The sequence below is a fragment of the Paraburkholderia sp. J76 genome (assembly GCF_905220295.1).
In the GTDB taxonomy this organism is placed as follows: domain Bacteria; phylum Pseudomonadota; class Gammaproteobacteria; order Burkholderiales; family Burkholderiaceae; genus Paraburkholderia.
Map to the genome: position 1 here is coordinate 90419 of NZ_CAJMZJ010000012.1, position 23824 is coordinate 114242.

The 23824-nt window shown below is 65.8% G+C and carries 20 protein-coding genes; 6 read left to right on the forward strand and 14 right to left on the reverse strand.

All coding sequences use genetic code 11. The features are described from left to right. Window positions 1-144: 144 nt before the first annotated feature. A complete protein-coding gene (locus U5768_RS22340) occupies window positions 145-1677 on the reverse strand; it encodes an RNA polymerase factor sigma-54 (protein WP_322032567.1) in 1533 nt (510 codons plus the stop codon). 60 nt (window positions 1678-1737) lie between these two features. Beyond that, the gene (locus U5768_RS22345; protein WP_322032568.1) at window positions 1738-2016 is read right to left on the reverse strand and encodes a hypothetical protein; all 279 of its coding nucleotides are present in this window, start codon (window positions 2014-2016) and stop codon (window positions 1738-1740) included. Here U5768_RS22345 and U5768_RS22350 point away from each other — a divergent pair. Further along, window positions 2015-2359 (forward strand): BON domain-containing protein, encoded by a 345-nt coding sequence (locus U5768_RS22350; RefSeq protein ID WP_322032569.1) that lies wholly within the window; start codon window positions 2015-2017, stop codon window positions 2357-2359. The two genes, U5768_RS22345 and U5768_RS22350, sit on opposite strands and share 2 nt — an antisense overlap. An 82-nt stretch (window positions 2360-2441) precedes the next feature. Here U5768_RS22350 and U5768_RS22355 read toward each other — a convergent pair whose 3' ends face one another. Next, window positions 2442-3485, reverse strand: coding sequence for an aldo/keto reductase (locus tag U5768_RS22355; protein WP_322032570.1), 1044 nt, complete (start codon window positions 3483-3485; stop codon window positions 2442-2444). 259 nt (window positions 3486-3744) lie between these two features. On the opposite strand from U5768_RS22355, the gene U5768_RS22360 reads away from it, so the two are divergent. Further along, entirely contained in the window at window positions 3745-8370 is a 4626-nt protein-coding gene (locus tag U5768_RS22360) for a DEAD/DEAH box helicase (protein WP_322032571.1), read from the forward strand. Window positions 8371-8412: 42 nt separating this feature from the next. On the opposite strand, the gene U5768_RS22365 is transcribed toward U5768_RS22360, so the two are convergent. Further along, complete coding sequence (locus tag U5768_RS22365; protein ID WP_322032572.1) at window positions 8413-10884, reverse strand: heavy metal translocating P-type ATPase; 2472 nt, start codon at window positions 10882-10884, stop codon at window positions 8413-8415. An 82-nt stretch (window positions 10885-10966) separates the two neighbouring features. On the opposite strand from U5768_RS22365, the gene U5768_RS22370 reads away from it, so the two are divergent. Continuing rightward, window positions 10967-11452 (forward strand): Cd(II)/Pb(II)-responsive transcriptional regulator, encoded by a 486-nt coding sequence (locus U5768_RS22370; protein WP_322032573.1) that lies wholly within the window; start codon window positions 10967-10969, stop codon window positions 11450-11452. 15 nt (window positions 11453-11467) lie between these two features. On the opposite strand, the gene U5768_RS22375 is transcribed toward U5768_RS22370, so the two are convergent. Further along, entirely contained in the window at window positions 11468-12928 is a 1461-nt protein-coding gene (locus U5768_RS22375) for a M20 family metallopeptidase (RefSeq protein ID WP_322032574.1), read from the reverse strand. 171 nt (window positions 12929-13099) lie between these two features. Between U5768_RS22375 and U5768_RS22380 the strand changes: the two genes are divergently transcribed. Together U5768_RS22380 and U5768_RS22385 are read left to right on the forward strand one after the other, a co-directional pair. Continuing rightward, window positions 13100-13420: a superinfection immunity protein gene (locus tag U5768_RS22380; RefSeq protein WP_322032575.1), complete on the forward strand. Its 321-nt coding sequence runs from the start codon at window positions 13100-13102 to the stop codon at window positions 13418-13420. A gap of 121 nt (window positions 13421-13541) precedes the next feature. Further along, window positions 13542-14174 carry a LysE family translocator gene (locus U5768_RS22385; RefSeq protein ID WP_322032576.1) on the forward strand — a complete coding sequence of 211 codons (633 nt, stop codon included), beginning with the start codon at window positions 13542-13544 and terminating at the stop codon, window positions 14172-14174. Window positions 14175-14271: 97 nt separating this feature from the next. Here U5768_RS22385 and U5768_RS22390 read toward each other — a convergent pair whose 3' ends face one another. From U5768_RS22390 to U5768_RS22415, 6 genes are all read right to left on the reverse strand, one after another. After that, window positions 14272-14559 (reverse strand): YodC family protein, encoded by a 288-nt coding sequence (locus tag U5768_RS22390; protein WP_322032577.1) that lies wholly within the window; start codon window positions 14557-14559, stop codon window positions 14272-14274. Window positions 14560-15159: 600 nt separating this feature from the next. Then, on the reverse strand, window positions 15160-15726 hold the full coding sequence (locus U5768_RS22395) for a carboxymuconolactone decarboxylase family protein (protein ID WP_322032578.1): 567 nt from the start codon (window positions 15724-15726) through the stop codon (window positions 15160-15162). A gap of 115 nt (window positions 15727-15841) precedes the next feature. Next, on the reverse strand, window positions 15842-17188 hold the full coding sequence (locus U5768_RS22400) for an aspartate aminotransferase family protein (RefSeq protein ID WP_322032579.1): 1347 nt from the start codon (window positions 17186-17188) through the stop codon (window positions 15842-15844). 28 nt (window positions 17189-17216) lie between these two features. Further along, window positions 17217-18311, reverse strand: a complete 1095-nt coding sequence (locus U5768_RS22405) for a C45 family peptidase (protein ID WP_322032580.1) — start codon at window positions 18309-18311, stop codon at window positions 17217-17219. A gap of 233 nt (window positions 18312-18544) precedes the next feature. Beyond that, window positions 18545-19405 carry a MurR/RpiR family transcriptional regulator gene (locus U5768_RS22410; protein WP_322032581.1) on the reverse strand — a complete coding sequence of 287 codons (861 nt, stop codon included), beginning with the start codon at window positions 19403-19405 and terminating at the stop codon, window positions 18545-18547. Window positions 19406-19496: 91 nt separating this feature from the next. Then, window positions 19497-20240, reverse strand: a complete 744-nt coding sequence (locus U5768_RS22415; protein ID WP_322032582.1) for an H-NS family nucleoid-associated regulatory protein — start codon at window positions 20238-20240, stop codon at window positions 19497-19499. Between the two features lie 189 nt (window positions 20241-20429). On the opposite strand from U5768_RS22415, the gene U5768_RS22420 reads away from it, so the two are divergent. Beyond that, complete coding sequence (locus U5768_RS22420) at window positions 20430-20648, forward strand: hypothetical protein (protein ID WP_322032583.1); 219 nt, start codon at window positions 20430-20432, stop codon at window positions 20646-20648. Window positions 20649-20714: 66 nt separating this feature from the next. Here the strand turns inward: U5768_RS22420 and U5768_RS22425 are convergent, their stop codons facing one another. From U5768_RS22425 to U5768_RS22435, 3 genes are read right to left on the reverse strand one after another with little or no spacing between them, the layout of a single operon-like run. After that, window positions 20715-22076: an MFS transporter gene (locus tag U5768_RS22425; protein ID WP_322032584.1), complete on the reverse strand. Its 1362-nt coding sequence runs from the start codon at window positions 22074-22076 to the stop codon at window positions 20715-20717. A gap of 36 nt (window positions 22077-22112) precedes the next feature. Next, on the reverse strand, window positions 22113-22430 hold the full coding sequence (locus U5768_RS22430) for a RidA family protein (RefSeq protein ID WP_322032692.1): 318 nt from the start codon (window positions 22428-22430) through the stop codon (window positions 22113-22115). Between the two features lie 52 nt (window positions 22431-22482). Next, on the reverse strand, window positions 22483-23811 hold the full coding sequence (locus U5768_RS22435; protein WP_322032693.1) for an FAD-dependent oxidoreductase: 1329 nt from the start codon (window positions 23809-23811) through the stop codon (window positions 22483-22485). Window positions 23812-23824: the final 13 nt, after the last annotated feature.

The window sequence follows — 23824 nt, forward strand, 5'->3', positions numbered from 1 at the left end:
CACATGCATCGAAGCAGCGATTGAAGCAGCGCGCGTAACGCAACGTGGTGGTGGCACTCTCTGCCTCACGTCGCATTACGCCGGTCACGCGCCGCTGACCTCCCCCCGCTTTTTTCGCGGATAAAACCGCGCAATCCGTACGCCTTAAATCTGGCGACGCATTTCCGCTGCCGGCAGCTTCATCATTTGCCGGTATTTCGTCACCGTACGCCGCGCCACCTGCACGCCCTGCTTTTCGAGTTCCTGCGTGAGGATGACGTCGGAAAGCGGGTCGCGCGGATCTTCGGCGTCGATCATTTCCTTGATGAGCGCACGCACCGCAGCCGCCGAACACGTGCCGCCCGTGCGCGTCTCCAGTTCGCGCGGGAAGAAGCGCTTGAACTCGAAGATGCCGCGCGGCGTAGCCATGTACTTGTTGCCCGTGGCACGCGAAACGGTCGATTCGTGCAGGCCCAGTTCGTCGGCGACGTCGCGCAGGAGCATGGGCCGCAGCGCAATTTCGCCGTACTGGAAGAACGCCTTCTGACGTGCGACGATGCACTCGCCCACGCGCAGGATCGTCTCGCAGCGCTTGTGCGCGTTGCGGATCAGCCAGCGCGCTTCCTGCAACTGTTGCGCGAGCGGCGAACGGCTCGTCTGGTCCGAGCGCGCGAACATCTCCGCATAGAGTTTGTGAATGCGCGCGCGCGGCTCGATGGCCGGGTTCACGCTCACCACCCATTTGCCGCGCACCTGACGCACGATCACGTCGGGAATCACGTAGCCGCCGTCGGCGCGGCCATAGTGGTTGCCCGGCTTCGGATCGAGGCGGCGCACCAGTGCGCTCGCGGCCTGCAGCGACGCGGCGTCGCAGCCCAGTTGACGCTGCAGCTCGCCGTGTTCGCGGCGCGCGAGGCGTTCGAGATGCTGGGTGACGATCTGCATCGCCAGTTCGCGATGCGGCGTGTCGTGAGGCATTGCGTTGAGTTGCAGCGCGAGGCATTCGGAGAGCGAACGGGCGCCGATGCCGGGGCGATCGAGCGTCTGCACCACGCGCAGCGCGACACGCAGGCGGTCCTCGTCGAGCGTGTCGCCCTCGCCCTCCTCGTCGGCGAGATCGGCCAGGTCCTGACGCAGATAGCCATCGTCGTCGAGCGCCTCGATCACGACCTGCGCCGCGATGCGGTCGAGATCGTCGAGCGGCGAGAGGCGCAGCGCCTCATGCAACTGTTCGCGCAGCGTGACCGGCACGCGCACCCAGTCGGAAGCTTCGGAGTCGCCGTCTTCGCCGCCGCGATAGCTCGACGTACGCAAGGCGCCGGCCATCGGCATCTCGGCGGTGTAGCCGGAACCTTCGTCGCCGTAGCCGCCTTCGGCATACGACGTGTCGCCATAAGGCGAAGCGTCCTGGCCCATGCCACCGTCGAGACCGGCTTCGCCCCCGCCTTCGGTTGCCATGGCCGGGGCTTCGGCCACGGGCGCCGCCGCGGAGCCGATGCCCGCTGCGCCACCGGCCCCTTCGGCGGCCTCACCGGCCTCCGAGGCGCCCGGCACATATTCGAGGAACGGATTGGTATCGAGCGCTTCGCGCAGCTCCTGCTGAAATTCCAGCGACGACAGTTGCAGCAGCCTCACCGCCTGCTGAAGACGCGGCGTGAGCGCCAGATGTTGGCGCGCGTGTAACGCGATGGAAGGCATGGCAATCCCGGTTTGTTTAATTGAGTGGTGGCTCACCCTATGCAACAGCCATGCCAGCTTTTACAACACCCTGTTTTGAAACGGGATCGGCGCTTGCACGCGCCCCCGCGCCCGCTTGTTTTCCGACCCCGCCGTGGAGATTTTTACAAGGGTGCGGAAAAAATTGTTGCGCAGGCAAGCGCCGAAAAACGTTGCCGCGCGAAGGGGCTGCGAGCCCGCGCCCGAGGCGATTCCGGCGGCTTCCAGCCGGCTTTCAACGGCGCGGAGTGCGAGCGGGGACGGGGCGAGGCACGCACCTTGCTCAGGAGTCGGGACCACAACCAGAAAGGGAGTATCCATGAAGCGCATCCTCATCCTCAAGACCGCGGCCGGCGCCGCTTGCATGACGTTCGCACTGCTGGCCGGTGCGCAGACCACGACGAATTCCGCGCCCTCGGGCAGTTCGGAATCGGTGGGCCAGCACGTCGACGACGCCACGATCACGACCAAGGTCAAGGCCGAGTTGCTGGGCGCGAAGAATGTGAAGTCCGAGCACATCCACGTGAAGACGCATAACGGCGTGGTTTCGCTCACCGGCACTGTGCCGAGCGCCGAAGACCGCGACAACGCCAAGCAGGTCGTGGAAGGCGTCTCGGGTGTGACCTCGGTTAAGAACCATCTGAAGGTCTCGGCAGCCAGCTAATCGACCGCCGTAAACGTTCAGTCAAGTTTCAAGCTTCATCGCGCCGGCGGGTCCTCCCGCCGGCGCGCTTCATTTCCGCCCCTTATTCCTCTTTTTCCCTGAGCTGCGCAAGCCGTTGGTCGCCCTGACGCGCGAGCATCCAGCCCGGATACTCGGCCGGCAAACCGCTAGCCTCGCCCAGCACACCTAACTCTTTGACACTGAGCTTCACCTTCGTCGCGGCAATGTTGTCGTCGAGCTGGTCCACGCGTTTCGCGCCAACGATGACCGATGTCACGGCCTTCTGATGCAGCAGCCACGCAAGCGCGATCTGCGCGACCGAAGCGCCCTTGGCCTGCGCGATCGGCCGCATGGCGTCGATGCAGTCCCACGCGCGCTCGCGGTTCACGGGCGGAAAATCGAAGGTCGTGCGGCGGCTGCCCGCTTCTCCCTGCTGATCGCGCCCGTACTTGCCGCTCAAGAGTCCGCCCGCGAGCGGACTCCAGACCATCAAGCCGAGGCCTTCGCTTTCCAGCATCGGCACGATTTCGCGTTCGAGATCGCGCCCCGCGATCGTGTAATACGCCTGCAACGATTCGAAGCGCGCGAGCCCTTCGCGCTGCGCGATGCCGAGCGCCTTCACAATCTGCCACGCCGCCCAGTTCGACACCCCCACGTAACGCACGTGCCCCTGCTGCACGAGCGCATCGAGCGCGCGCACCGTCTCCTCGATGGGCGTGACGGGATCGAAGGCATGAATCTGATAAAGGTCGATGTGATCGAGCTGCAGGCGCTTCAGGCTCGCCTTCACGCCATCCATGATGTGATAGCGCGTGGCGCCGCGCTGGTTCGGCGACGAGCCCATTTCGCCGAACACTTTGGTCGCGATCACCACCTGCTCGCGCGAGACCTTGAGATTCTTGAGCGCCTGACCGGTGATCTGCTCGGAAACGCCTTGCGAGTAGATATCGGCGGTATCGATGAAATTGATGCCGGCATCCAGCGCGCGGCCGACGAGACGTTCGGCGTCGGACTGCTGGAGATCGCCGATCTGGTTCCAGATGCCTGCGCCGCCGCCGAAGGTCATGGTGCCGAGGCACAGTTCCGAAACGAGCAGGCCGGTGCGGCCCAGTGTGTTGTAGCGCATGGTGTGACTCCGTCGTGGGTCGAGGGAAAGTGCAACGCGGCGAGGATACTGCGTTCGCGCCGCGCCTGCCGGGCGGCCGCCATGGCTTGAAACGCCGCAGTCCGGCCGTACATGCATTACCTGCGCGCTGCGACGCCCACGCGGCTTCCCGGCCCGCGCCAGGCAGGCGCGCACGAAAGCTGCGAGACTGGCAGATGCCGCAGTCCCCTTTTTGCTGCTGCCTGCTATCCGCACGACCACGATTCGCCCGACCACGCGCATGACATCGTCTCCGCCCGTATCCGATCCGCACGCCCCGCAAGCCGCCGCCAATCGCGCCGGCGCGGAAGGCGACGCGCTCGCGCGCTTCCATCCGGCCGTCGCCGGCTGGTTCCGGCGCAGCTTCGACGCGCCCACCGCCGCGCAGCGCGCCGCATGGCCGCTCATCGCGAGCCGGCGCGCGACGCTGGTGGCCGCCCCGACGGGCTCGGGCAAGACGCTCACCGCCTTTCTCGCGGCGCTCGACGAACTCGTGCGAGAAGGCCTCGCAAACGGCGGCGCGCTGCCCGACACGACACTCGTCATCTACGTGTCGCCGCTCAAAGCGCTCTCCAACGACATTCGGCTCAATCTCGAACGGCCGCTCGAAGGCATCGCGGCGGAACTCGCGCGGCTCGGCCTGCCGCCGGTCGAAATCCGCAGCGCGGTGCGCACCGGCGACACGCCGCAACCCGAACGCGCCGCGCTCAGAAAGCGCGCGCCGCATATTCTCGTGACGACGCCCGAATCGCTTTACGTGCTGCTCGGCTCCGAATCGGGCCGCCGCATGCTGGCGAGCGCGCGCAGCGTGATCGTCGACGAGATTCACGCGCTCGCGGGTAACAAGCGCGGCGGCCATCTCGCGCTGAGTCTCGAACGGCTCGACGCGCTGTGCGGCGCGCCGCTGCTGCGCATAGGGCTTTCGGCCACGCAAAAGCCGATCGAAACCGTCGCGCGCTTTCTGGTGGGCATGGGCGAGGCGGCGCACGATCCGCAGGCGAAACCGCCCGCCTGCGAGATCGTCGACGTGGGCCACACGCGCACGCGCGACCTCGCGATAGAAATACCGCCGGTGCCGCTCGAAGCCATCATGGCGAACGACGTGTGGGAGCGCGTGTACGACCGCATGGCCGAACTCGTCGCCATGCACCGCACGACGCTCGTGTTCGTCAACACGCGCCGCATGGCCGAGCGCGTGGCGCGCCATCTCACCGACCGTCTGGGCGCGCAGGCCGTGGCCGCGCACCACGGCAGCCTTGCGCGCGAACATCGCTTTCTCGCCGAGCAGCGGCTCAAGAGCGGCGATCTGCGCGTGCTCGTGGCCACGGCCTCGCTGGAACTGGGCATCGACATCGGCGACGTCGATCTCGTGTGCCAGATCGGCTCCCCGCGTTCGATCGCAGCCTTTCTCCAGCGCGTGGGCCGCTCGGGCCACCATGTCGGCGGCGTGCCGAAGGGGCGGCTCTTTCCCACTTCGCGCGACGACCTGATCGAGTGCGCGGCGCTACTCGACAGCGTGCGGCGCGGCGAACTCGATCGCCTCACGCCGCAGCACGCGCCGCTCGACGTGCTCGCGCAGCAGATCGTCGCGGAAGTGGCCTGCGAGGCCTGGGAGGAAGACGCGCTCTACGCGCTCGTGCGGCGCGCCACGCCGTGGGCCGCGCTCGAACGCGCGCAGTTCGACGCCGTGCTGCGCATGCTCGCCGAAGGCTACACGAGCCGGCACGGGCCGCGCGCGGCGTATCTGCATCGCGACGTGGTGAGCCGCACGCTGCGCGCGCGGCGCGGAGCGCGGCTCGTCGCCTTGACTTCGGGCGGCACGATCCCCGACAACGCCGACTACTCCGTGCTGCTGGAGCCGCAAAGCGTGCAGATCGGCACCGTCAACGAGGACTTCGCCGTCGAAAGCCTCGCGGGCGACGTGTTCCAGCTCGGCAACGCCTCGTACCGGATTCTGCGCATCGAGGCGGGCCGCGTGCGCGTGGAAGACGCCCAGGGGCAGCCGCCCAACATCCCCTTCTGGCTGGGCGAGGCGCCGGGGCGCAGCGACGAGCTTTCGCTCGCGATCTCGCGGCTGCGCAAGCAGGTCGAAGCCGCGTTGATCGATGCGGGCACAGGCACCAGGGCGGACGACGATACCGCATCGCCCCCGGTGGTCGATCGCGCCACCGCCGCGCTCGCCGCCGCGCTCGAAATGGACGACGCCGCCGCGCGCCAGATCGTCGAATACCTCGCGCGCGCCCGCGCCGCGCTCACGGTGCTGCCCACGCAGGACACGCTCGTCATGGAGCGTTTCTTCGACGAAGCGGGCGGCACGCAGCTCGTGATCCACACACCGTTCGGCAGCCGTTTGAACCGCGCGTGGGGCCTGGCGCTGCGCAAGCGTTTTTGCCGCCAGTTCAATTTCGAACTGCAGGCGGCCGCGACCGAGGACGCCATCATCCTCTCGCTCACGGGCGCGCACAGTTTCGCGCTGGACGAGGTGTGGCGCTATCTGCATTCGAATTCCGCGGAGCATCTGCTCGTGCAGGCGCTGCTCGACGCGCCGCTCTTCGGCGTGCGCTGGCGCTGGAACGCGACCACGTCGCTCGCGTTGCCGCGTCAGACCAGCGGCCGCAAGACGCCGCCGCAAATCCAGCGTATGCGCAGCGAAGACCTCCTGGCGGCCGTGTTCCCGGACCAGGCGGCGTGCTTCGAGAACATCGCGGGCGAGCGCGAAGTGCCGCGCCATCCGCTCGTCGACCAGACGCTCGACGACTGCCTGCACGATGCTATGGATACCGAAGCATGGCTCGCGCTTCTGCGCCGCATCGAAGCGGGCAAGCTAACGCTCGTGGTGCGCGAGTTGCCCTCGCCCTCGCCGCTCGCGGCCGAAATCCTCACCGCGCGTCCTTACGCGTATCTCGACGATGCGCCGATAGAGGAACGCCGCACGCAGGCGGTGCTGTCGCGCCGCTGGAGCGATCCCGAATCCACCGACGACCTCGGGGCGCTGGACCCGGAAGCCATCGCAAGCGTGCGCGAGGAAGCCTGGCCGCAAGTGCGCGACGCCGACGAAATGCACGACGCGCTCACGAGCCTCGGCGCGCTGGCCGAAAGCGAGGCGCAACAGGAGCCGCAGTGGCTCGCATGGCTCGCCGATCTGGCGGCGGCGGGACGCGCTACGCGGCTGCCGGTCGCGGCGAACGACGCGGAACACGACGCGCTGTGGGTCGGCATCGAGCGGCTTGCGTGCGTGCGGGCCATCTACCCGCAGGCGAAGTGCGAACCGCCGCTCACGCCGCCGCCCGAATACGCGAACGCGTGGACCGAGGACGCGGCGCTCGTGGAAATCGTGCGCGCGCGGCTGTCGGGCTTCGGGCCGCTCACGGTCGCGCAGGTGGCGCGGCCGCTCGCGCTGGAGGCCAGCGTGGTCGCGCTCGCGCTCACGAGCCTCGAAGCCGAAGGCACCGTGATGCGCGGACGCTTCACGCAGCAAGCGATGAGCGGCGGCCAGGAGGAATGGTGCGAGCGCCATCTGCTCGCGCGCATCCACCGCTACACGGTGCGCAAGCTCCGGCGCGAGATCGAGCCGGTCGAGCGTCACGACTTCATGCGCTTCCTCTTCGAGTGGCAGCGCGTGGCGCCCGGCATGCGCGGCTCGGGCCGCGATGCGCTCGCCGCCGTGCTCGACCAGCTCGAAGGCTGGGAAGCTTCGGCGCTCGCGTGGGAGGACGAAATCCTGCCCGCGCGCATCGACGATTACACGCCGATGCTGCTCGACGAGCTGTGCCGCTCGGGGCGCCTCGCGTGGGCAAGACTGCCGGCGCGAGCGGCAGCCGGTTCAACGGTGCGCAGCACGCCAGTCGTGCTCCTCACGCGCCGCGAACTCACGCGCTGGATGGCGCTGGTCGAATCGCCCGACACTGCGGGGCTTTCGGCGCGCGCCCAGCGTGTGTACGAAGCGCTGTTGCGGCACGGCGCGATGTTCTTCGACGAACTGGCCGCCGATGCGCATCTGCTCGGCGTCGAGCTGGAGAACGCGCTTGGCGAGCTGGTGGCCGCTGGCCTCGTGAATGCGGACAGCTTTGCGGGGCTGCGCGCCCTCGTGAGGCCGGCGGCGCAGCGCAACGCGCATCACAGCAGACGCCGGGCGCGCGGCTTCGGCGCGCTCGCGGGCGGCATGGCCGACGCGGGGCGCTGGGCGACGCTGCGGCGCGTGCAGTTGACTGGTGCGTTGGCCCGTGCGTTGGCCGACGAATCAGCGGACGAGCCGCTTGCGGTCGCCGGCGATATGCAGGCGCTGGTCTCGACGGAATCGGCCGCGTCGAATACCCGTGTTGCGCCAGGTACGCGCTCGCAAGCGCTTGCGCACGCAAGACAGACGACCGCCAGCGCGTCGCGCCGCCCACCCGCCGACCCGGAACTGCTGGAACACGTCGCCAATGTGCTGCTGCGCCGTTACGGCGTGGTCAGTTGGCATCTGCTGGGACGTGAGGCAGCGTGGTTGCCGCCCTGGCGCGATCTGCTGCGCGTGTTGCATCGCATGGAGGCACGCGGCGAGGTGCGCGGCGGCCGCTTCGTGACCGGCATTTCGGGCGAACAGTTCGCATTGCCCGAAGCCGTGGCGCTGCTGCGCGAGGTGCGGCGGCGCGGACCGGCGCAAGGCGACGGCGCGGCGCTCGTCTGCGTGAGCGCCGCCGATCCGCTCAATCTCCTCGGCACGCTGTTGCCCGGCGAGAAGGTGCCGGCGCTCGCCGGCAACCGCATCGTGTTCCGCGACGGCGTGCCGGTCGCGACCCTGATAGCAGGCCGCTTCGGCTTTCTCGGCGAGTTCGACGAAAGCACGCGCGCCGAGCTTCGCGCGCGCCTCGCCAGACCCTGGTGAGGCGCGTTCGACGTCGGCGGGCGAGCTTGGCTGTTAGTTGCGTTAAGCTGTCGCTGCGGAAGATTTACGCCTAACGTCGAAATGCCGGCGCACGCGCAGACCGTTCGCCACCACGAGCAGGCTCGCGCCGACATCGGCGAACACCGCCATCCAGAGCGTGGCTTCGCCGGCCATCGCAAGCACGAGAAACACGGCCTTGATGCCGAGCGCCAGCGCGATGTTCTGCTTGAGCACGGCCGCCGTCTTGCGTGACAGGCCGATAAACGCGGCGATCTTGCGCGGGTCGTCGTCCATGATCGCGACGTCGGCCGTTTCGAGCGCGGTCGCGGTGCCCGCCGCGCCCATCGCGAAGCCGATGTCGGCGCGCGCGAGCGCGGGCGCATCGTTCACGCCGTCGCCGACCATCGCCGCCATGCCGTACTGTTGCGAGAGCGCGGCGACCGCGTCCTGCTTGTCCTGCGGCAGCAGATTGCCGCGCGCGTCGTCGATGCCGAGTTGATCGGCAATCGCGCGCGCGGTCGATGCGTTGTCGCCGGTCAGCATGACGGGCGCGACGCCAAGCGCACGCAAGGCCTGCACCGCAGGCGCGCTCTGCGCGCGCAGCGCGTCGGCCACGGCGAATACGGCAACCGCCTCCTGCGGCGCGCACAGCACGATCGCCGTCTTGCCCGCCTGCTCCAGCGTCGCAAGCTGTGCTTCGAGTTCGGGCGAGCACAAATCCAGCTCCTCGACCAGCCGATGATTGCCAAGGCTCCAGAGCGTACCGTCGATGCGGCCTTGCACGCCGCGACCGTTTAGCACCACGAACTGATCGACCGCGAGCAGGCGTGCATCCGGCTGACGCGCCCGCCAGCCTTCGACCACCGCACGCGCGACGGGGTGCGTGCTTGCATCGTCCAGGCTCGCGGCGATGCGCAGCGCCTCTTCGGCAGAAAGTTGCGCGTCGCCGGGCGCGCCTACGGTGGCCGCCGCCCGGACGAGCGGCGCCGCAAGCGCGTCGGTCAGGACAGGCTCGCCCCGCGTGAGGGTGCCGGTCTTGTCGAGCGCGACGGCCTTGAGCAGCCGGCCGCGCTCGAGCCACACGCCGCCCTTCACGAGCATGCCGTGGCGCGCCGCGGCGGCGAGGCCGCTCACGACCGTCACCGGCGTCGAAACGACAAGCGCGCACGGGCAAGCGATCACGAGCAGCACGAGCGCCTTGTAGAGCCACGCGCTCCACGCGCCGCCGAACACGAGCGGCCCGGCAAGCGCGATGACGACAGCGAGCACGACCACGGCGGGCGTGTAGTAGCGCGCGAACTCGTCGACGAAACGCTGCGTGGGCGCGCGTTGCGCCTGCGCTTGCTGCACGGCAGCGGCGATGCGCGCGAGCGTGCTGTCCTGCGCGGCCGCGGTGACGAGCGCCTCGACCACGCCATCGACGACGATACTGCCCGCATACAGCGCAGCGCCGGCCTCCTTGTCGACAGGCAGGCTCTCGCCCGTGATCGGCGCCTGATCGAGCGCGGCGCGGCCGGCGACCACGCGCGCGTCGAGTGGCACGCGCTGCCCGGTGCGCACGCGAATGCGGCTGCCGACAGCCACATCGCCCACCGCGTACTCGCGCCATTCGCCTTGCTCGGGCGCACTCTCGCCGGCCTGCCACACCTCCGCCGTTTCCGGCGCGAGCGCGGTGAGCGCGCGGATGGCCTGACGGGCGCGTTCGAGCGAAAGCGCCTCGATTTCCTCCGCGAGCGCGAACAGGAAAACCACCATCGCCGCTTCGGGCCACTTGCCGATCGCAACGGCGCCGATCAACGCGAGCGACATCAGGAAGTAAATGTTGATCGTGAAATTGCGCAGCGCGATCCAGCCTTTGCGCAGCGTGGGCAACCCCGCGCACAGGATCGAGACGACCGCGCAGGCGAATACCGCCACGCTGGTTTCCTGGCCCGTGGTCCATGCGAGCACTTCCGCGCCGACGGCTGCCACGCCGCTCGCCGCCAGCAGCAGCTTCTGTCGCAGCGCAAGGCCAACGGCCGCCGGCGGCGCGGTTTGCGCGAACGCGCTGTCGTCCAGCTCGCGCGGCGCCATGTCGAGCGCACGCAGCGCGGCGACCACGGACTGGGTATTGTCGAGCCGGTGATGCACGGTCAGCTCGCGCGCCAGCAGATCGAAGTCGAGGCGCACGACGCCCGGCATGGGTTCGAGCCGGTTGCGGATCAGACGCTCCTCGGTCGGGCAATCCATGTTTTCGATGCGCCAGCGCGCGCGGCGCGTACCGTCTGGCGGCGGTGCAGTGCGGCGTGGGGTTTGCGACTGCGCGCCGTCATGACAGCAGGCCGGTCCGTGCGTGTGACATTGCTGCCCGGCTACGGCTTGGGGATCGACGGCGGCCACGCTGCTGCCGCACTCGCCGTGCTCGTGGTTATGCTCGTGGCCGCCAGCCGCGTGAGCGCCGCCCCCGGCCCCCTCCTCTTCACGCGCGCGCAGGCGCTGCGCAATGCCGAGCCGCGACAAGTAACTCCGGTTCATAGCCGGTTTCTCCCGAAAGTGACACAATCATTGAACAGCCTGTAGCCACTACAGGGTCAAGTCATTCGGGAGAACCGCGACCATGAGAATCGGTGAACTGGCGCGCCTCGCGCACTGCGACGTGGAAACGGTGCGCTTTTACGAGCGCGAGGGCCTGCTGGACGAGCCTGCGCGCGAAACCAACGGGTACCGCAGCTACACGGCCGTGCACGCGGCGCAACTCAACTTCATCCGCCATTGCCGGTCGCTGGGCATCGGGCTCGCGGACATCCGCATGCTGCGCCGCTTCCAGGCCGACCCGAGCCAGCCCTGCGACGAAGTCAACGAACTGATCGACAGCCAGATCGAGCGCATTCATCAGCAGATCGAATCGATGCGCGTACTTGAGCAGCAATTGCGCACGCTGCGCGAGAGTTGCCATGCCTATCAGCGCAGCAGCGCCGAATGCGGAATCATGAAGAGCCTTGAACAGCCCATCGATGATGAAAGCTGCTCATGCCATGGCGACGGGCACGCGGCGCAAGACGCGCCGCCCGCAGACGGCGCGCACGTCCTTCATCGCCCATAAAAACTCACGAAAGACTCACGGCGCCGCGGCGATCACTTCGGCCACCGTGGCCGTGAGTTTCTTCGCATAGGGCACGTGCAGGAACTCGTTCGGCCCGTGTGCGTTGGACTTCGGGCCCAGCACCCCGCACACCATGAATTGCGACTTGGGAAAGCCCGCCTGCAGCACGTTCATGAGCGGTATCGTGCCGCCCTGACCGAGATACGCACAGTCCGCGCCAAAATGCGTGCGCGAGGCGGCGTTGAGCGCTTCGGTGAGCCACGGCGCGAGTTCCGGCGCGCTCCAGCCGTTGGCCGCGCCCGCGTCCGGCCTGAAGGTGACCTTTGCGTTATAAGGCGGATCGAGTTCGAGCAACGCCTTCAGTTCCGCCACGGCCTTCGATGCCTCGACCAGCGGCGGCAAACGCAGCGAGAGTTTGAACGCCGTGCGCGGCCGCAGCACGTTGCCGGCGTCGGCGAGTGCGGGCAGGCCCGCCGCGCCCGTCACCGAAAGCGAGGGCCGCCACGTGGAATCGAGCAACGCCTGTTGCGGGTCCGTGGTGGTAGGCAGCACGCGCCGGCCGTCCTGGCCGCACGCCCACGGCATACTCTTCCAGACGTTTTCTCCAAGGATCTTCGCCGTGGCTTCGGCTTCGCTCAAACGCTGCGAAGGAATCGCGCAATGAAAGCCCTTGGGCAGCAGCGTGCCGCTCGCTGCGTCTTCGAGACGCTCGAAGAGCTGCCGCATCACGCGAAAGCTGGAAGGCGCAATCCCGCCGTAAGAGCCCGAATGAATGCCCTCCTCCAGCACTTCGACTTCGAGATCGCCCGCCACGAGCCCGCGCAGCGACGTGGTGAGCCAAAGCTGGTCGTAGTTGCCCGCGCCAGAGTCGAGACAAACGACGAGACCGACGTTCCCGAGCCGCTCGCGCAGCGCATCGACATACGGCAGCAGGTCGTAACTGCCTGACTCCTCGCAGGTTTCGATGAGACCCACGCAGCGCGGACGCTCGATACCTTGCGCGTCGAGCGCGGCGAGCGCCGTGACGCTCGCGTAGATCGCGTAACCGTCGTCCGCGCCGCCGCGACCGTAAAGGCGACCGTCTTCGAGCTTCGGCGTCCAGGGACCGAGGTCGTTGCGCCAGCCCGCGAATTCCGGCTGCTTGTCGAGGTGGCCGTAGAGCACGACGGTCTCGCTGCTGCCGGAGCGCGTGGCGGGCGCCTCGAAAAAGATCACCGGCGTGCGACCGGGCAGGCGCACGATCTCCAGCTTCAGCCCGCGCACCGGCTGCTGCTCCGCCCACTTCGCGGCCTCCTGCACGACACGCTCCAGATAGCCGTGCTGCTCCCACTGCGGGTCGAACGCCGGACTCTTGGCGGGAACCGCGATGTAGTCGGTCAAGGCGGGCACGATCTCGTCATGCCATTTACGTTCGACGAAGACGCGCAATGCTTCGTGGTCGAGTTGACGGGTGGCCTCGGACGGGTCGGAAATCATGATGTCAGTTCCCTGCGATGAAAAACCCGATGATAGACCCGAACCCCCGCCAGCCGACACCCCTCGCGTTCACCGTTGGCCGTTCGGCCAAGGCATGGCGTGCGCTAACGGCCAATCCGCGCGACAATGATGAATCAGTCATATGCCGCCCTTTTTTCTGGAGAATGAAATATGGTGAGCCGTTCCGTCTTCGAGATCGTCGTTCTCGCAGCGGTGGTCGCGCTCTACTTTCTCCCCGCGCTGATCGCCGACAGGCGCCGGCGTCATGACCTGCTGGTCATCGCGGTATTCAACGCCGTGCTCGGCTGGACCTTGCTCGGCTGGCTGCTGGCGCTCTTCTGGGCGCTTCAACCGAATCCGCCCAAGGATCTCGGCGGGCAGACCAAAGCTCGCAGCCGCCGGTTGGGCATGCTGCTCTTCTCGCGCCGGCTCGACGATCGGGTCCACGCACGCGAAACGCGCGCCGCCGAGCAAAAGCGCTCCTCGCATTGAGGCCGCCTCGACTTGTCCGTCCGGCTAACGTCGCGGGTCATGGCGCGCACGCGCCGCCTTCGCATGAAATAATCTCCACTCCTGCCAGTCACATCAGTCACATTTCACACGGAGCCCCGTCATGCCACACGCCGCCCCGCTGCTCGCCTTTGCCGCCGTCGCGCTCGGCATGGCGCTCACGCCCGGACCCAACATGATCTATCTGATCTCGCGCTCGATCTGCCAGGGCCGCAAGGCAGGGCTGATCTCGCTGGGCGGCGTCGCGCTCGGTTTCGTGTTCTACATGCTGTGCGCCGCATTCGGCATTACCGCGTTGCTCATGGCCGTGCCCTTCGCTTACGATGCGCTGCGCCTGGGCGGCGCGCTCTATCTGTTCTGGCTCGCGTGGCAGACGCTCAAGCCAGGCGGCCGCTCGCCTTTCCAGGTGCGCGATCTGCCCGCCGATCGTCCGCGCAAGCTCTTTCTCATGGGCTTCGTCACGAATCTGCTGAACCCGAAAATCGCCATTCTGTATTTGTCGCTGCTGCCGCAGTTCATCGACCCGCATCACGGCAGTGTGCTCACCCAGTCCATCGTGCTCGGCAGCGTGCAAATCGCGCTTTCGATCAGCGTGAACGCCGCCGTTGCCATGACGGCGGGCACGATTGCGACGTTTCTGGGCGAGCGGCCGGGCTGGCTCAAGCTTCAGCGCTGGCTCATGGGCACGGTGCTGGCCGGGCTCGCGGTGCGCATCGCTGCTGAAGGCCAGCGATAAAGCAAACGGCCGGGCGCTTTGGCCCGGCCGCTAGTTCGTGTGTGTCCGGCATGTCTGCGGCGCGTGGCGCGCCCGCAGCTCTGCCAGGATCGGCGCTTCAGATCCCGCCGATGGCTTTTCCGCCAGCCGGACTGCGCATCTTGACGAATGCCGCCGGAATCGAACGCGGTTCGATCTGCACCATGTCCTGGGCGAACATGTCCTGGCGCAGTTCGCCGTGTTCGTCGAACCACTGGCAAATCAGCCAGTGGCCGCTGGCAAAGCCAACCGGGCCGGCATACATGACGGTCATGCGCGGACCTCCCGATTTCAGGGTGACAACGTCGCCAATTCCGGCCATGGCAGCGAGTGGCTTTTCGGCTACGTCGATGGTCGTATCAAGCATGATGTTCCCCGTTGAAAAAGTCGCACAGAGAAAAAACGGTGGTTAGCGCCCTGGCGCCTGCCGCCCTTTCGATAATGAGAATGAGGCGGGCATTAATAAGTTTGGCAAGACTAACAACTGCAATTAATGCGCGCAAGTGATTTCCATAATACCTGCTGAAAACCCTGTTATTCGATGCATTCCGGAACTTCCGCTTAATCGCGGCCCGCACAATTTACGCGGAAAGCCGTCCGCGCCGGGAAAAGCTACCGGAAACGCTTCCTCTCCTGAACAGTCATATTATTTCGCGCCATTGCTGAAAATGACGCGCTGCAACCGCAGTAAAAGCAAGCCAGCTTCCGCTTTAACGATTACCGGCAAAAATGCGCGGCAGAAGTGGAAACGTTTTCTCCAACAAAAAAACCAGTCGTTCGATTAATTTTGCTGCGACCGTGCGCACGCCTCGTGGCAATGATTTTCACGTTTTAGCCGAGCGGTTATAGGAATTATGCGGTTGAAATACCGCTGTCATCTAAATGGAATTGCACTGCGGCGCAAAAAAGCCCCAACCGGCAAAACCGGATGGGGCTCGCGTATGCACAGCGCGGTCTGGCCGCGCACTTATTCCGCGAACGGCAATGTCGCCTGGCCCTCGGCGCGCATACCGAAGACGTTGAGCGTCATGGCGACAAGCGCGTAGTAACCAAGCAACCCGACCAGGTTGATCGTGGTTTCGTGGCCAAAGCGCTCGACAGCACGCGTGTAGGTCGCGTCGGAAACACGCTTCGAGTCATATAGCTCGGTCGTGAACGCGTAGATCAGCGCGTCGTCAGGCTCATCGAACTGAGGGATGGCGCCGGTGCGGATCTGCTCGGCCAGCGCCGCGGGCACGCCCGCCTTAAGCGCGATGGGATAGTGGATGTACCACTCGGCCTGTGCTTGCCAGCGCGCGGCCGTGACGAGAATCGCCAGTTCCGAGTGGCGTAGCGAGAGGCCGGTCTGGTATCGGCAGAATGCGCCGAGGCGCTGTGCATGCTGCGCCAGTTCCGGGCTGTGGATCCAGCCGAGAAACGGTCCGTTCAGGTTGCCGCGCGGACCGGAAAGGATCTCGTCCAGCACGGCCTTCTGCTCTGGCGACGCTTGAGCCGCGTCGAATGCGGGAAGCCGCGAGGTCGGATTTTGCGTCATCGTTGGACTCCGTTACGGTTCATGGCTGTCCGCGCGCGACTGCTTGCGGTCGCCGCGTTTGCGATCGGCGTCAGCGGCGGACAGTTAGTTGCACATCAATCACATACGGCGAAGCTTATGCGGGACGCGCCACGCCTGTCGCGTCGAGCGCACCGTCGACCGCTGCCGCGAGCCGCTCGACGATCGCGTCGATGTTCTGCGCCGTGCAAATGAACGGCGGCGCCAGCAGCACATGATCGCCGTTGCGGCCATCCACCGTGCCGCCCATCGGATAAACCATCAGGCCGCGCGCGAACGCCTCGCGCTTGATCGCCGCGTGCAGCTTGAGCGCCGGGTCGAAGGTGGCCTTCGTGGCGCGGTCCTTCACCAGTTCGACGCCCACGAACAGGCCGCGGCCGCGCACGTCGCCCACGTACGGATGGTCCGCGTAACGCTCACGCAGACGCGCACGCAGTTGCTCGCCGCGCGCGAGCACGTTGTCGAGCAGCTTTTCTTCGGCGATCACGCGTTGTACTTCGAGTGCCGCCGCGCACGCCGTGGCGTGGCCGATATAAGTGTGACCGTGCTGGAAGTAGCCGCTGCCGCCCACGATCGTCTCGTAGATGCGCCGGCTCACAAGCGTCGCGCCGATCGGCTGGTAGCCGGCGCCGAGGCCCTTGGCGATCGTCAGCAGGTCGGGCGAAACGCCGTCTTCTTCGCAGGCGAACAAATAGCCCGTGCGCCCCATGCCCGACATGATCTCGTCGAGGATCAGCAGCACGCCGTAGCGGTCGCACACTGCGCGGATCTTGCGGAAATACTCGCGCACGGGGGGCACCGCGCCGGCCGTTGCGCCCACCACGGTCTCCGCGACGAACGCCGCGACCGTGTCCGGGCCGAGTTCGAGAATCTTCTGTTCGAGTTCGTCGGCGAGGCGCTGCGCGTAGGCCTCGTCGGTTTCGCCCTCGTGGCGCTCGCGGTACGCGTAGCACGGACTCACATGATGCGATTCGATCAGGATCGGCAGGAACGGTTCGCGCCGCCACGCGTTGCCGCCTATCGCGAGCGCGCCGAGCGTGTTGCCGTGATAGCTCTGGCGGCGCGCGATGAAATGGCGGCGAGCCAGTTCGCCCTTCTCGACGAAATACTGGCGCGCGAGCTTGAGCGCGGCCTCGATCGCCTCCGAGCCGCCAGACACGAAGTACACGTGGTCGAGCCCCTCGGGCGCGGCGGCGATCAGGTGATCGGCGAGCTGCTCCGAGGCCTCGGTCGTGAAGAACGAGGTGTGCGCGTACGGCAGTTGCTGCGCCTGACGTTTGATGGCGTCGATCACGCGCTGGTTGCTGTGGCCGAGGCACGAGACGGCGGCGCCCCCGCTTGCGTCGATGTAGCGCTTGCCCGTGGAATCGACGATTTCGATGCCCTCGCCTGCCACTGCGACGGGCAGGTTTTGCTTCGGCGTCCGATGAAACACCTTGGTCATATGTGTCCTCGATGAAGTCCGTGAATGATTAGCGTGCCGCGCCGTTTGCATGACGCGCGTTCGAATCGATAAAGAGGTCGAGCACCTGCGCTGCGCCCTGCCAGACGCCGAACGCCACGCCGCGCGGTTCGATTCGCATGCAGGCCGTGGCGAGCGTGTTTTCGTCGTCGGGGTCGTGCGGGTCGTCGCGGAAAATCGGCAGGCCGGCGTCCGCGCGATCTTGCAATGCCTGCACGAAGGACGCACCGTCGGGCTGCGCGCCGAGCGCGGGCAGCAGTTCGGCGAGGCGGATCTGGCGATCGCGCGACGAATCGGTGACGATTTGCGGCTCACGCTCGCAGCCCGCGTGAATGAGGTGATTCGCGTGCCCCGAAGGCTTACCCACTTCGAGCACTGAAGCGCGCTGCGCGGTCGCTTCGACGCTGTACACGCGCACCTCGCCCGCGGCGTCGGTCCCGCCGATCGTGTGGTGGAAACCGCTCGCGCGCGGCGTGTCGCGCAGCAACGCGAGGGCTTCTTCGAGCGTCGCGCAATCGAGCACGGCGCGCGCGAGAATCATGCGCGGCACACCCGCGCGCGGCTCGCGGATGCGCACGTTGTTGATCGCTTGCGCCAGGCCCGCGCGCGTGGCCGCGAAGGTGTGGCCCGGAAGCGAGCCCGGATAGCAGAAGCTCACGAAACCGGGTTTTCCTTCGGGTTCGACCTCGACCACGCTGCAGCGGCCATGCAGCCACGGGTCGCCGTCTTCGTTGTGCGCAATGAGGCCTGCGGCAGACGTGCGCGCGGCCAGCGTCGTGCAGCCGTCCGGCGCGTTGTGGATCAACTCGCCGCGGCAATTCCAGAGAAACAGGTCGTCCGCGGACCAGTCCAGCGCCTGCGCCATGGCGTCGATTTCCGCGACATAGGCCGGGAAATGCCGTACCGCTGCGGCGCGCAATTGCCGCGCGAATGCGCTGCCGCGCCAACGGCTCACCGCCTCCCAGGCGCGGCTTTGCGCCATGTAGTCGGCAAAGATCGGCTTCACGTGCGCGCCGAGTTGTTGCCCGATTGCCTCGGGCGAGCCCGTCACACGGATGGCCGGCCCCCGGATGGCCGGCCCCCGGAGGATATTCAGTTCCTGCATAGGTTTTCTCGCTTCGCGACCACTATCGGTCATCCCATAGTGCGCTTTATACGCCCCAACAACATATGTTGTCAATTTAAATATATATAACAACAAATGAAATGAATCTGGGCGAGACAAGGCCGCATGCGGTTTCGCAACGGCATCTTCGAGGGGAACAGCTAAGCGGAACAGCTAGCGTGAAATAGAGCGTAAATGCCGGGGCAACGCGCCCGGGGAACTTAGGGCAGCCCTTAGGGCACGTAAGCGCCGCGTGCGTTCAGCGACCGCTCGGCCTGTTCGAGCTGGGCGATCGCGCCCGAGCCTTCGAGCGCAAGCAGATGGGCGACGAGCGATTCGGCCAGCGCCGTCGCCGCCACGAGCGAGGGGAAAAACGACGGGCTTTCGTGCGTGAAGATCAGCGCCTTGTCGGCGTTCAGCGCGATGGGCGAAACAGCGCTATCGGTAATCGCGATCAGGCGGCTGCCCTTGGCGAGCGCGGCTTCGGCCACGCGCACGGCCTCGACCGAGTACGGCGCGAAACTGACAACAATCGTTGCGCTGTCACGCTCGATGCCGAGCAACTGCATTTCCAGCGTACCCGCCTCGCCGCCCAGCAAGGAAACCGAAGGCCGGAACAGGCGATAACCGTAGACGAGCCCGAACGCCACCGCATAGCACGAGCGAAAGCCCGCCACGTGCACATGCTTCGCGCGGCGCAACACGCGCGCCGCCTCGACCATCGATCGCGTGTTGTGCGCGGCGCTCGCCTCCAGATTGTGCTGTTGCGCCACGAGCAGATCGCGCGCGAGGCCGTCTTTCGCGCTGCCCGCGACGAGCGAGCGCGCCCGCGAGGAAAGCGGCTCCGGCCGCGTGCGCACCCGCGCCACGAACAGGTCCCGCAGTTCGTTCCAGCCCGGAAAGCCCAGTTGCTGGGAAAGCCGCACGAGCGAAGCGGGCTGCACGTTGGCCCGCTCGGCCACCTTGCGCATGGACGAGACGGCCACTTCGTCGGGATGGTCGAGCAGGAAAGCCGCGCCGGTCTGGAACTGCGGACTCAGGTCGGAAAAGCGCGCGCGGATCAGCGCGGCGAGCTGGTCGAAACTGTCTGGCATGCGTCGCTCGGGCAGTGGGTGACAACAAATGTTACCACTCGTGTTGCCAGATGTTGCAAGTCGGGACAGATTCAACCGGCGCCGTCGACCCTCAAGCCGCAGCGGCCGTGCTCGCCACCTCCGGAGCCGCCTGAGGCGCCGCGCTTTCAACCGGCGCCGCCGACTTCACCGCGGACTTCGGCGCACGGACTTTCCGCGCTACCGCACTGCTCTTCGGAGCGGTCTTGCGTGCCGGCGCTGCCTTCTTCGCAGCAACCTTCCGGGTTGCCGTGCTCTTTTTTGCAGCGGCCTTCTTCGCTGCCGGCGCCTTGGCCGTCTTCGCCGCAGCCTCGGTCTTTTCGATCAAAAACTTCGACCGGTCGCGCGCGCCTGCGAGCCAGGCCGGTGCGGTGCCACGACCGGACCACGTCGCGCCGGTTTTCGGGTCGCGATATTTCGGCGGCTGCGGTCCGCGCACATAGTTGCCTGCCTTGGGCGTTTTCACCGCGCCAGCCGACTTCGGCGACGCGCCTGCAGCGCCTGTAATCAGGAACCTGCTTCGGTCCTTCACACTGGCAATCCACGCGGGAGCACGGCCCCGGCCGGTCCAGGTCGCACCCGTTTTCGGATCGAGATACTTCGCGGCCGGCGAGCCCGGCTTCTTTGCAACGGTCGTTCCCGGTTTGCGGCCGCGCCGCTTGCCGACGAATGATTCAATATCGGCCAGTGTCACGGCATGCTTGTCCATCAAGCCGCGGATCTTTTCGAGTACCGCCGTCGATTTCGTTGACGCCAACGATTCAGCCTGAGCCTGGAGCTTTGCGATTTTTGCCTGAATTGATTGGAGCGTAGCCATTCGTGGTTTTTCCCTTGATGAGATAATTTTTTCCACTATGCCACATCGGACGACGAATACAACGTTCGGCGCCGAATTACTTTGCGCCCAGCCGTAAGAAACATTACTGTCTCTTTCTGACCCATTCGCAACGCGGCTCCGAATTGGGCCGGTGAGTGAGTTGGGCACGCCTCTCCGTTTGGACAATATATGGAAAGAGAGACCTACAAGGGATACGTTTTGTGGGGCCACGCTATCGCGCAGCAGGCGGACATTCTCACGCCTGAGCGCTACGCCGGAAGCGGCACCGTGACCCGGGACAACAAACTCATCGACGCTTCAGGCGTTCTGGATGTGTTTAACTCCGAAGACGCTGCGCAGGAGGCGGGACTCGCGTGGGCGCGCGCCTGGGTGGACACCAACGGGTAGCGCCGCATCTGCCGGGCGCCGGCGTCACTCTGAAGCGACACCGGACGCCTCGGCGAATCACTCGGGTTACTGCTTTTCGGCGCGAGCCTTGAGTGCGATATGCCCGGCGTTGCCCACCGGCTCCGGTTCGGACATCAAGCCCGTATTGCGCGTTTCGGGCGCAAACAGTTGACAGACTACGCCGCCGGCAACCAGCGTTCCCACGCAGAAGAACAGCGATTCCCGAATCCCGAACTGCTGAACCGAGATCGGCAGAAGGAAGGTCGCCGCCGCCGAACCCAGGCGACTGCATGCAATGACGAGACCCACGCCGGAGGCACGCAACTCAGTCGGAAAAAGTTCCGGCGTGTACACGTACTCCAGATTGGCCGCACCGGAGAGAACGCAGGCAAAAAGCCCGAACAGAACAATGGTGACGATCGTGCTTTGGCTATATGAGGCCAGCGCAAACAAAATTGCGGCGCACAGATAAAACGAACCAACCAGAAATACGCGCCGGGGAATCCGGTCGATGATCATGAGACCGATCAGCGATCCCACAATGAGCAAGACGTTATAAACGACCGCGCCCAGGTAATTGTTGTGGACATTGAGCGACTCCAGAACCTTGGGAGTAAAAGTCCCCAACGCGAAATACGGGATCACCTGGCAGGTGAAGAAAACGCATCCGACGAAGGTATTGCGCCGCAGCCGCGCCGAGAACAGCGTGCTGTAACCGGCACGCCCGCTCGCGACATTGCTGACCGGGCCCAGCGTAGCCGCCACGTTTTCGCCGAATTTCCTCAAGATGATGCTTGCCGCCTCCGCCGCCCGCGCCTTCTTGATCAGCCAGATGGGAGACTCCGGAATGCCGAGCCGGAAAGGAAAGATCAGAAGCGCCGGCACGCCGCTCAGCGCGAGCATCAGCCGCCAGGAGTCGGGGGCAACGTCTTTCAGCAAGAGCCCGGCGATATAGGCGCTCACGTAACCCGATGCCCACGCGATGGAAAGCGTGCTGAGCAGTCTTCCCCGGTAACGACGGGGCACATATTCGACGATCAGCGCTTTGCCGACCACATAATCGGCGCCGAGAATCACGCCCAGCACGATCCGGAATATGAAAAGCTGAGTCGGCGAGGTGGCGAAGTATTGAGCGCCGGATACGACAACGAATAGCACCATGTCGTAGCTAAATATCCATCGACGTCCGAACCGGTCGGCCAGCGGACCGGCGATCAGGCTGCCCAGGAAGAGCCCGATCAGCGAGCCGGCGCCGAGCAGGCCCATCCAGAACGCGCTGAGATGAAGCGGTACGGCGGCAATGCTCACCGCGATGCCGACGATACCGAGTACGAAGCCGTCGCTGAATACGCCACCCGTTCCTGCAAATGCAACGCGGAGGTGAAATCTGCGCAGAGGCAAATCCTCCATGAGTATTGGTCTGTTCACGCTGTCTCCTTTCTATTCACTTTACGCCGCCGCCCTTCAGGACGCCGACGCCGTCACCACCACTTCAATCAACTTCTTCGGCGAAGCCAAAGCCGCGCCAACCGTCGCTCGGGAAGGCGCATGGCCGGCCATCACCCAGTCGTCCCAAACCGCGTTCATCGCGGCGAACTGCGTCATATCCGCGAGGAATATCTGGCAGAAGAGAATGCGGGAGCGATCCGAGCCGTGCTCCTTGAGCAATTCGTCGACGCAAGCGAGCACCTGGCGCGTCTGCCCCGCCATGTCCTGTTCCACGTCGGTCGCAACCTGGCCCGCGAGATACAGAACATCTCCATGCCGCGTGACTTGTGACATCCGCTTGCTTACGCGGCTACGTTCGAGAATCGACACTGATTTCTCCAAAGGGTTAGCGTTCCGGGCCCGCTACCGCGGCCTGATACCGGATTGCCGAAGTAACGGCGACTTTGCGAATGGGCTCGGGCGGCAGCCATGTCGGCCCTTCGAAACCGAGTACGTCAGTCAGGTAGGTCGAACCGACGCCCATCGCCATCTCGCCCAGCAACTTTCCAAACACGCTTCCTTTCAAAACACCGGCGCCGTTGCAGCCCACCGACGCATACAGGCCCGGCCGAAGTTCGCCAAAGAAAGAAGCGCCGTTGCGCGTGAGCGCCGTCGTGCCGCCCCACATGTATTCGAACTCGTGCGAATTCATCTGCGGATACCGGCGCTTGTAGCAACCCGTCAGCAACGCTCTGGTTGTCTCCGGTGCCTGTTCGCGCTCGTACGAATACGCGCTTCGAACCATCAGCCTGCCGTCCTGAATGCGACGCAGCGTGGTGCCGAGCCTGTTGGCGGGAATCACGCCCCATTCGCGCGAATCACCGAGTTTCGCGAGTTCCGCGTCGGAAAGCCGGGGCGTAACGGCGGCATACGTAAAGATCGTAAAAAGACGATCACGAAGCACGCCAAGGTGCCTCGCGAAGCCGTTGTTGGCAATGATGACGCGATCGGACGTGTACTCGCCGTTCGCGGTCTTGACGACGAATGGCGACGAGTCGTCAAGCGCGAATACCGCTTCGTCTTCCCGGATCGTTACGTTGGCCGGCAATGAATCCGCCAGGCCTCGAATGAGCGCCGCAGGCTGAACGAACACGTTGTTGGGGGAATGAAACCCGTACTGATAATAAGGTGTCCCAATTTTCTGGTTCAAACCTTCACGATCGAACTCGGTGAACGATATGCCCCACTCCCGGTACTGGTTCAGAACCGCGCGCAAGCTCGCAGCACCTTTGTCGCCTGCGGCGGCATGATATTTACCGGCCGGATTCCATCCGCACTCGATGCCGTGTTCGCGCACCAACTGTTCGAGCCACAGTTTGCCGGCGTCGTACATGCGAATCTGCTTTCGCGCGACTTCCAGCGGACTCGTGTGGCCGCCCATCTTCGTATTGTGAGGAAGGTCGATGATGAAGCCGGAATTCCTCCCCGCCGATCCCTCGCCGATCGTCGACGCCTCGATCACGAGGACCGCCTCGTCCGGGCGCAACTCCGCGATACGCCGGGCGGCTGCAAGACCGGTATAGCCGCCGCCGATGACGATGGTTGCGTACCGCGACTGCGGGGGCCGCGACTGCCGGACCCGTTCCGGCAACATGGCGTTCCAGCCGGAGCGGTGCTTGTAGACCGGCGATACGCCAGCCGATCTGCGGTCCTGAGAAGATGGTTGGATGTTCATCACTGAGTTACTT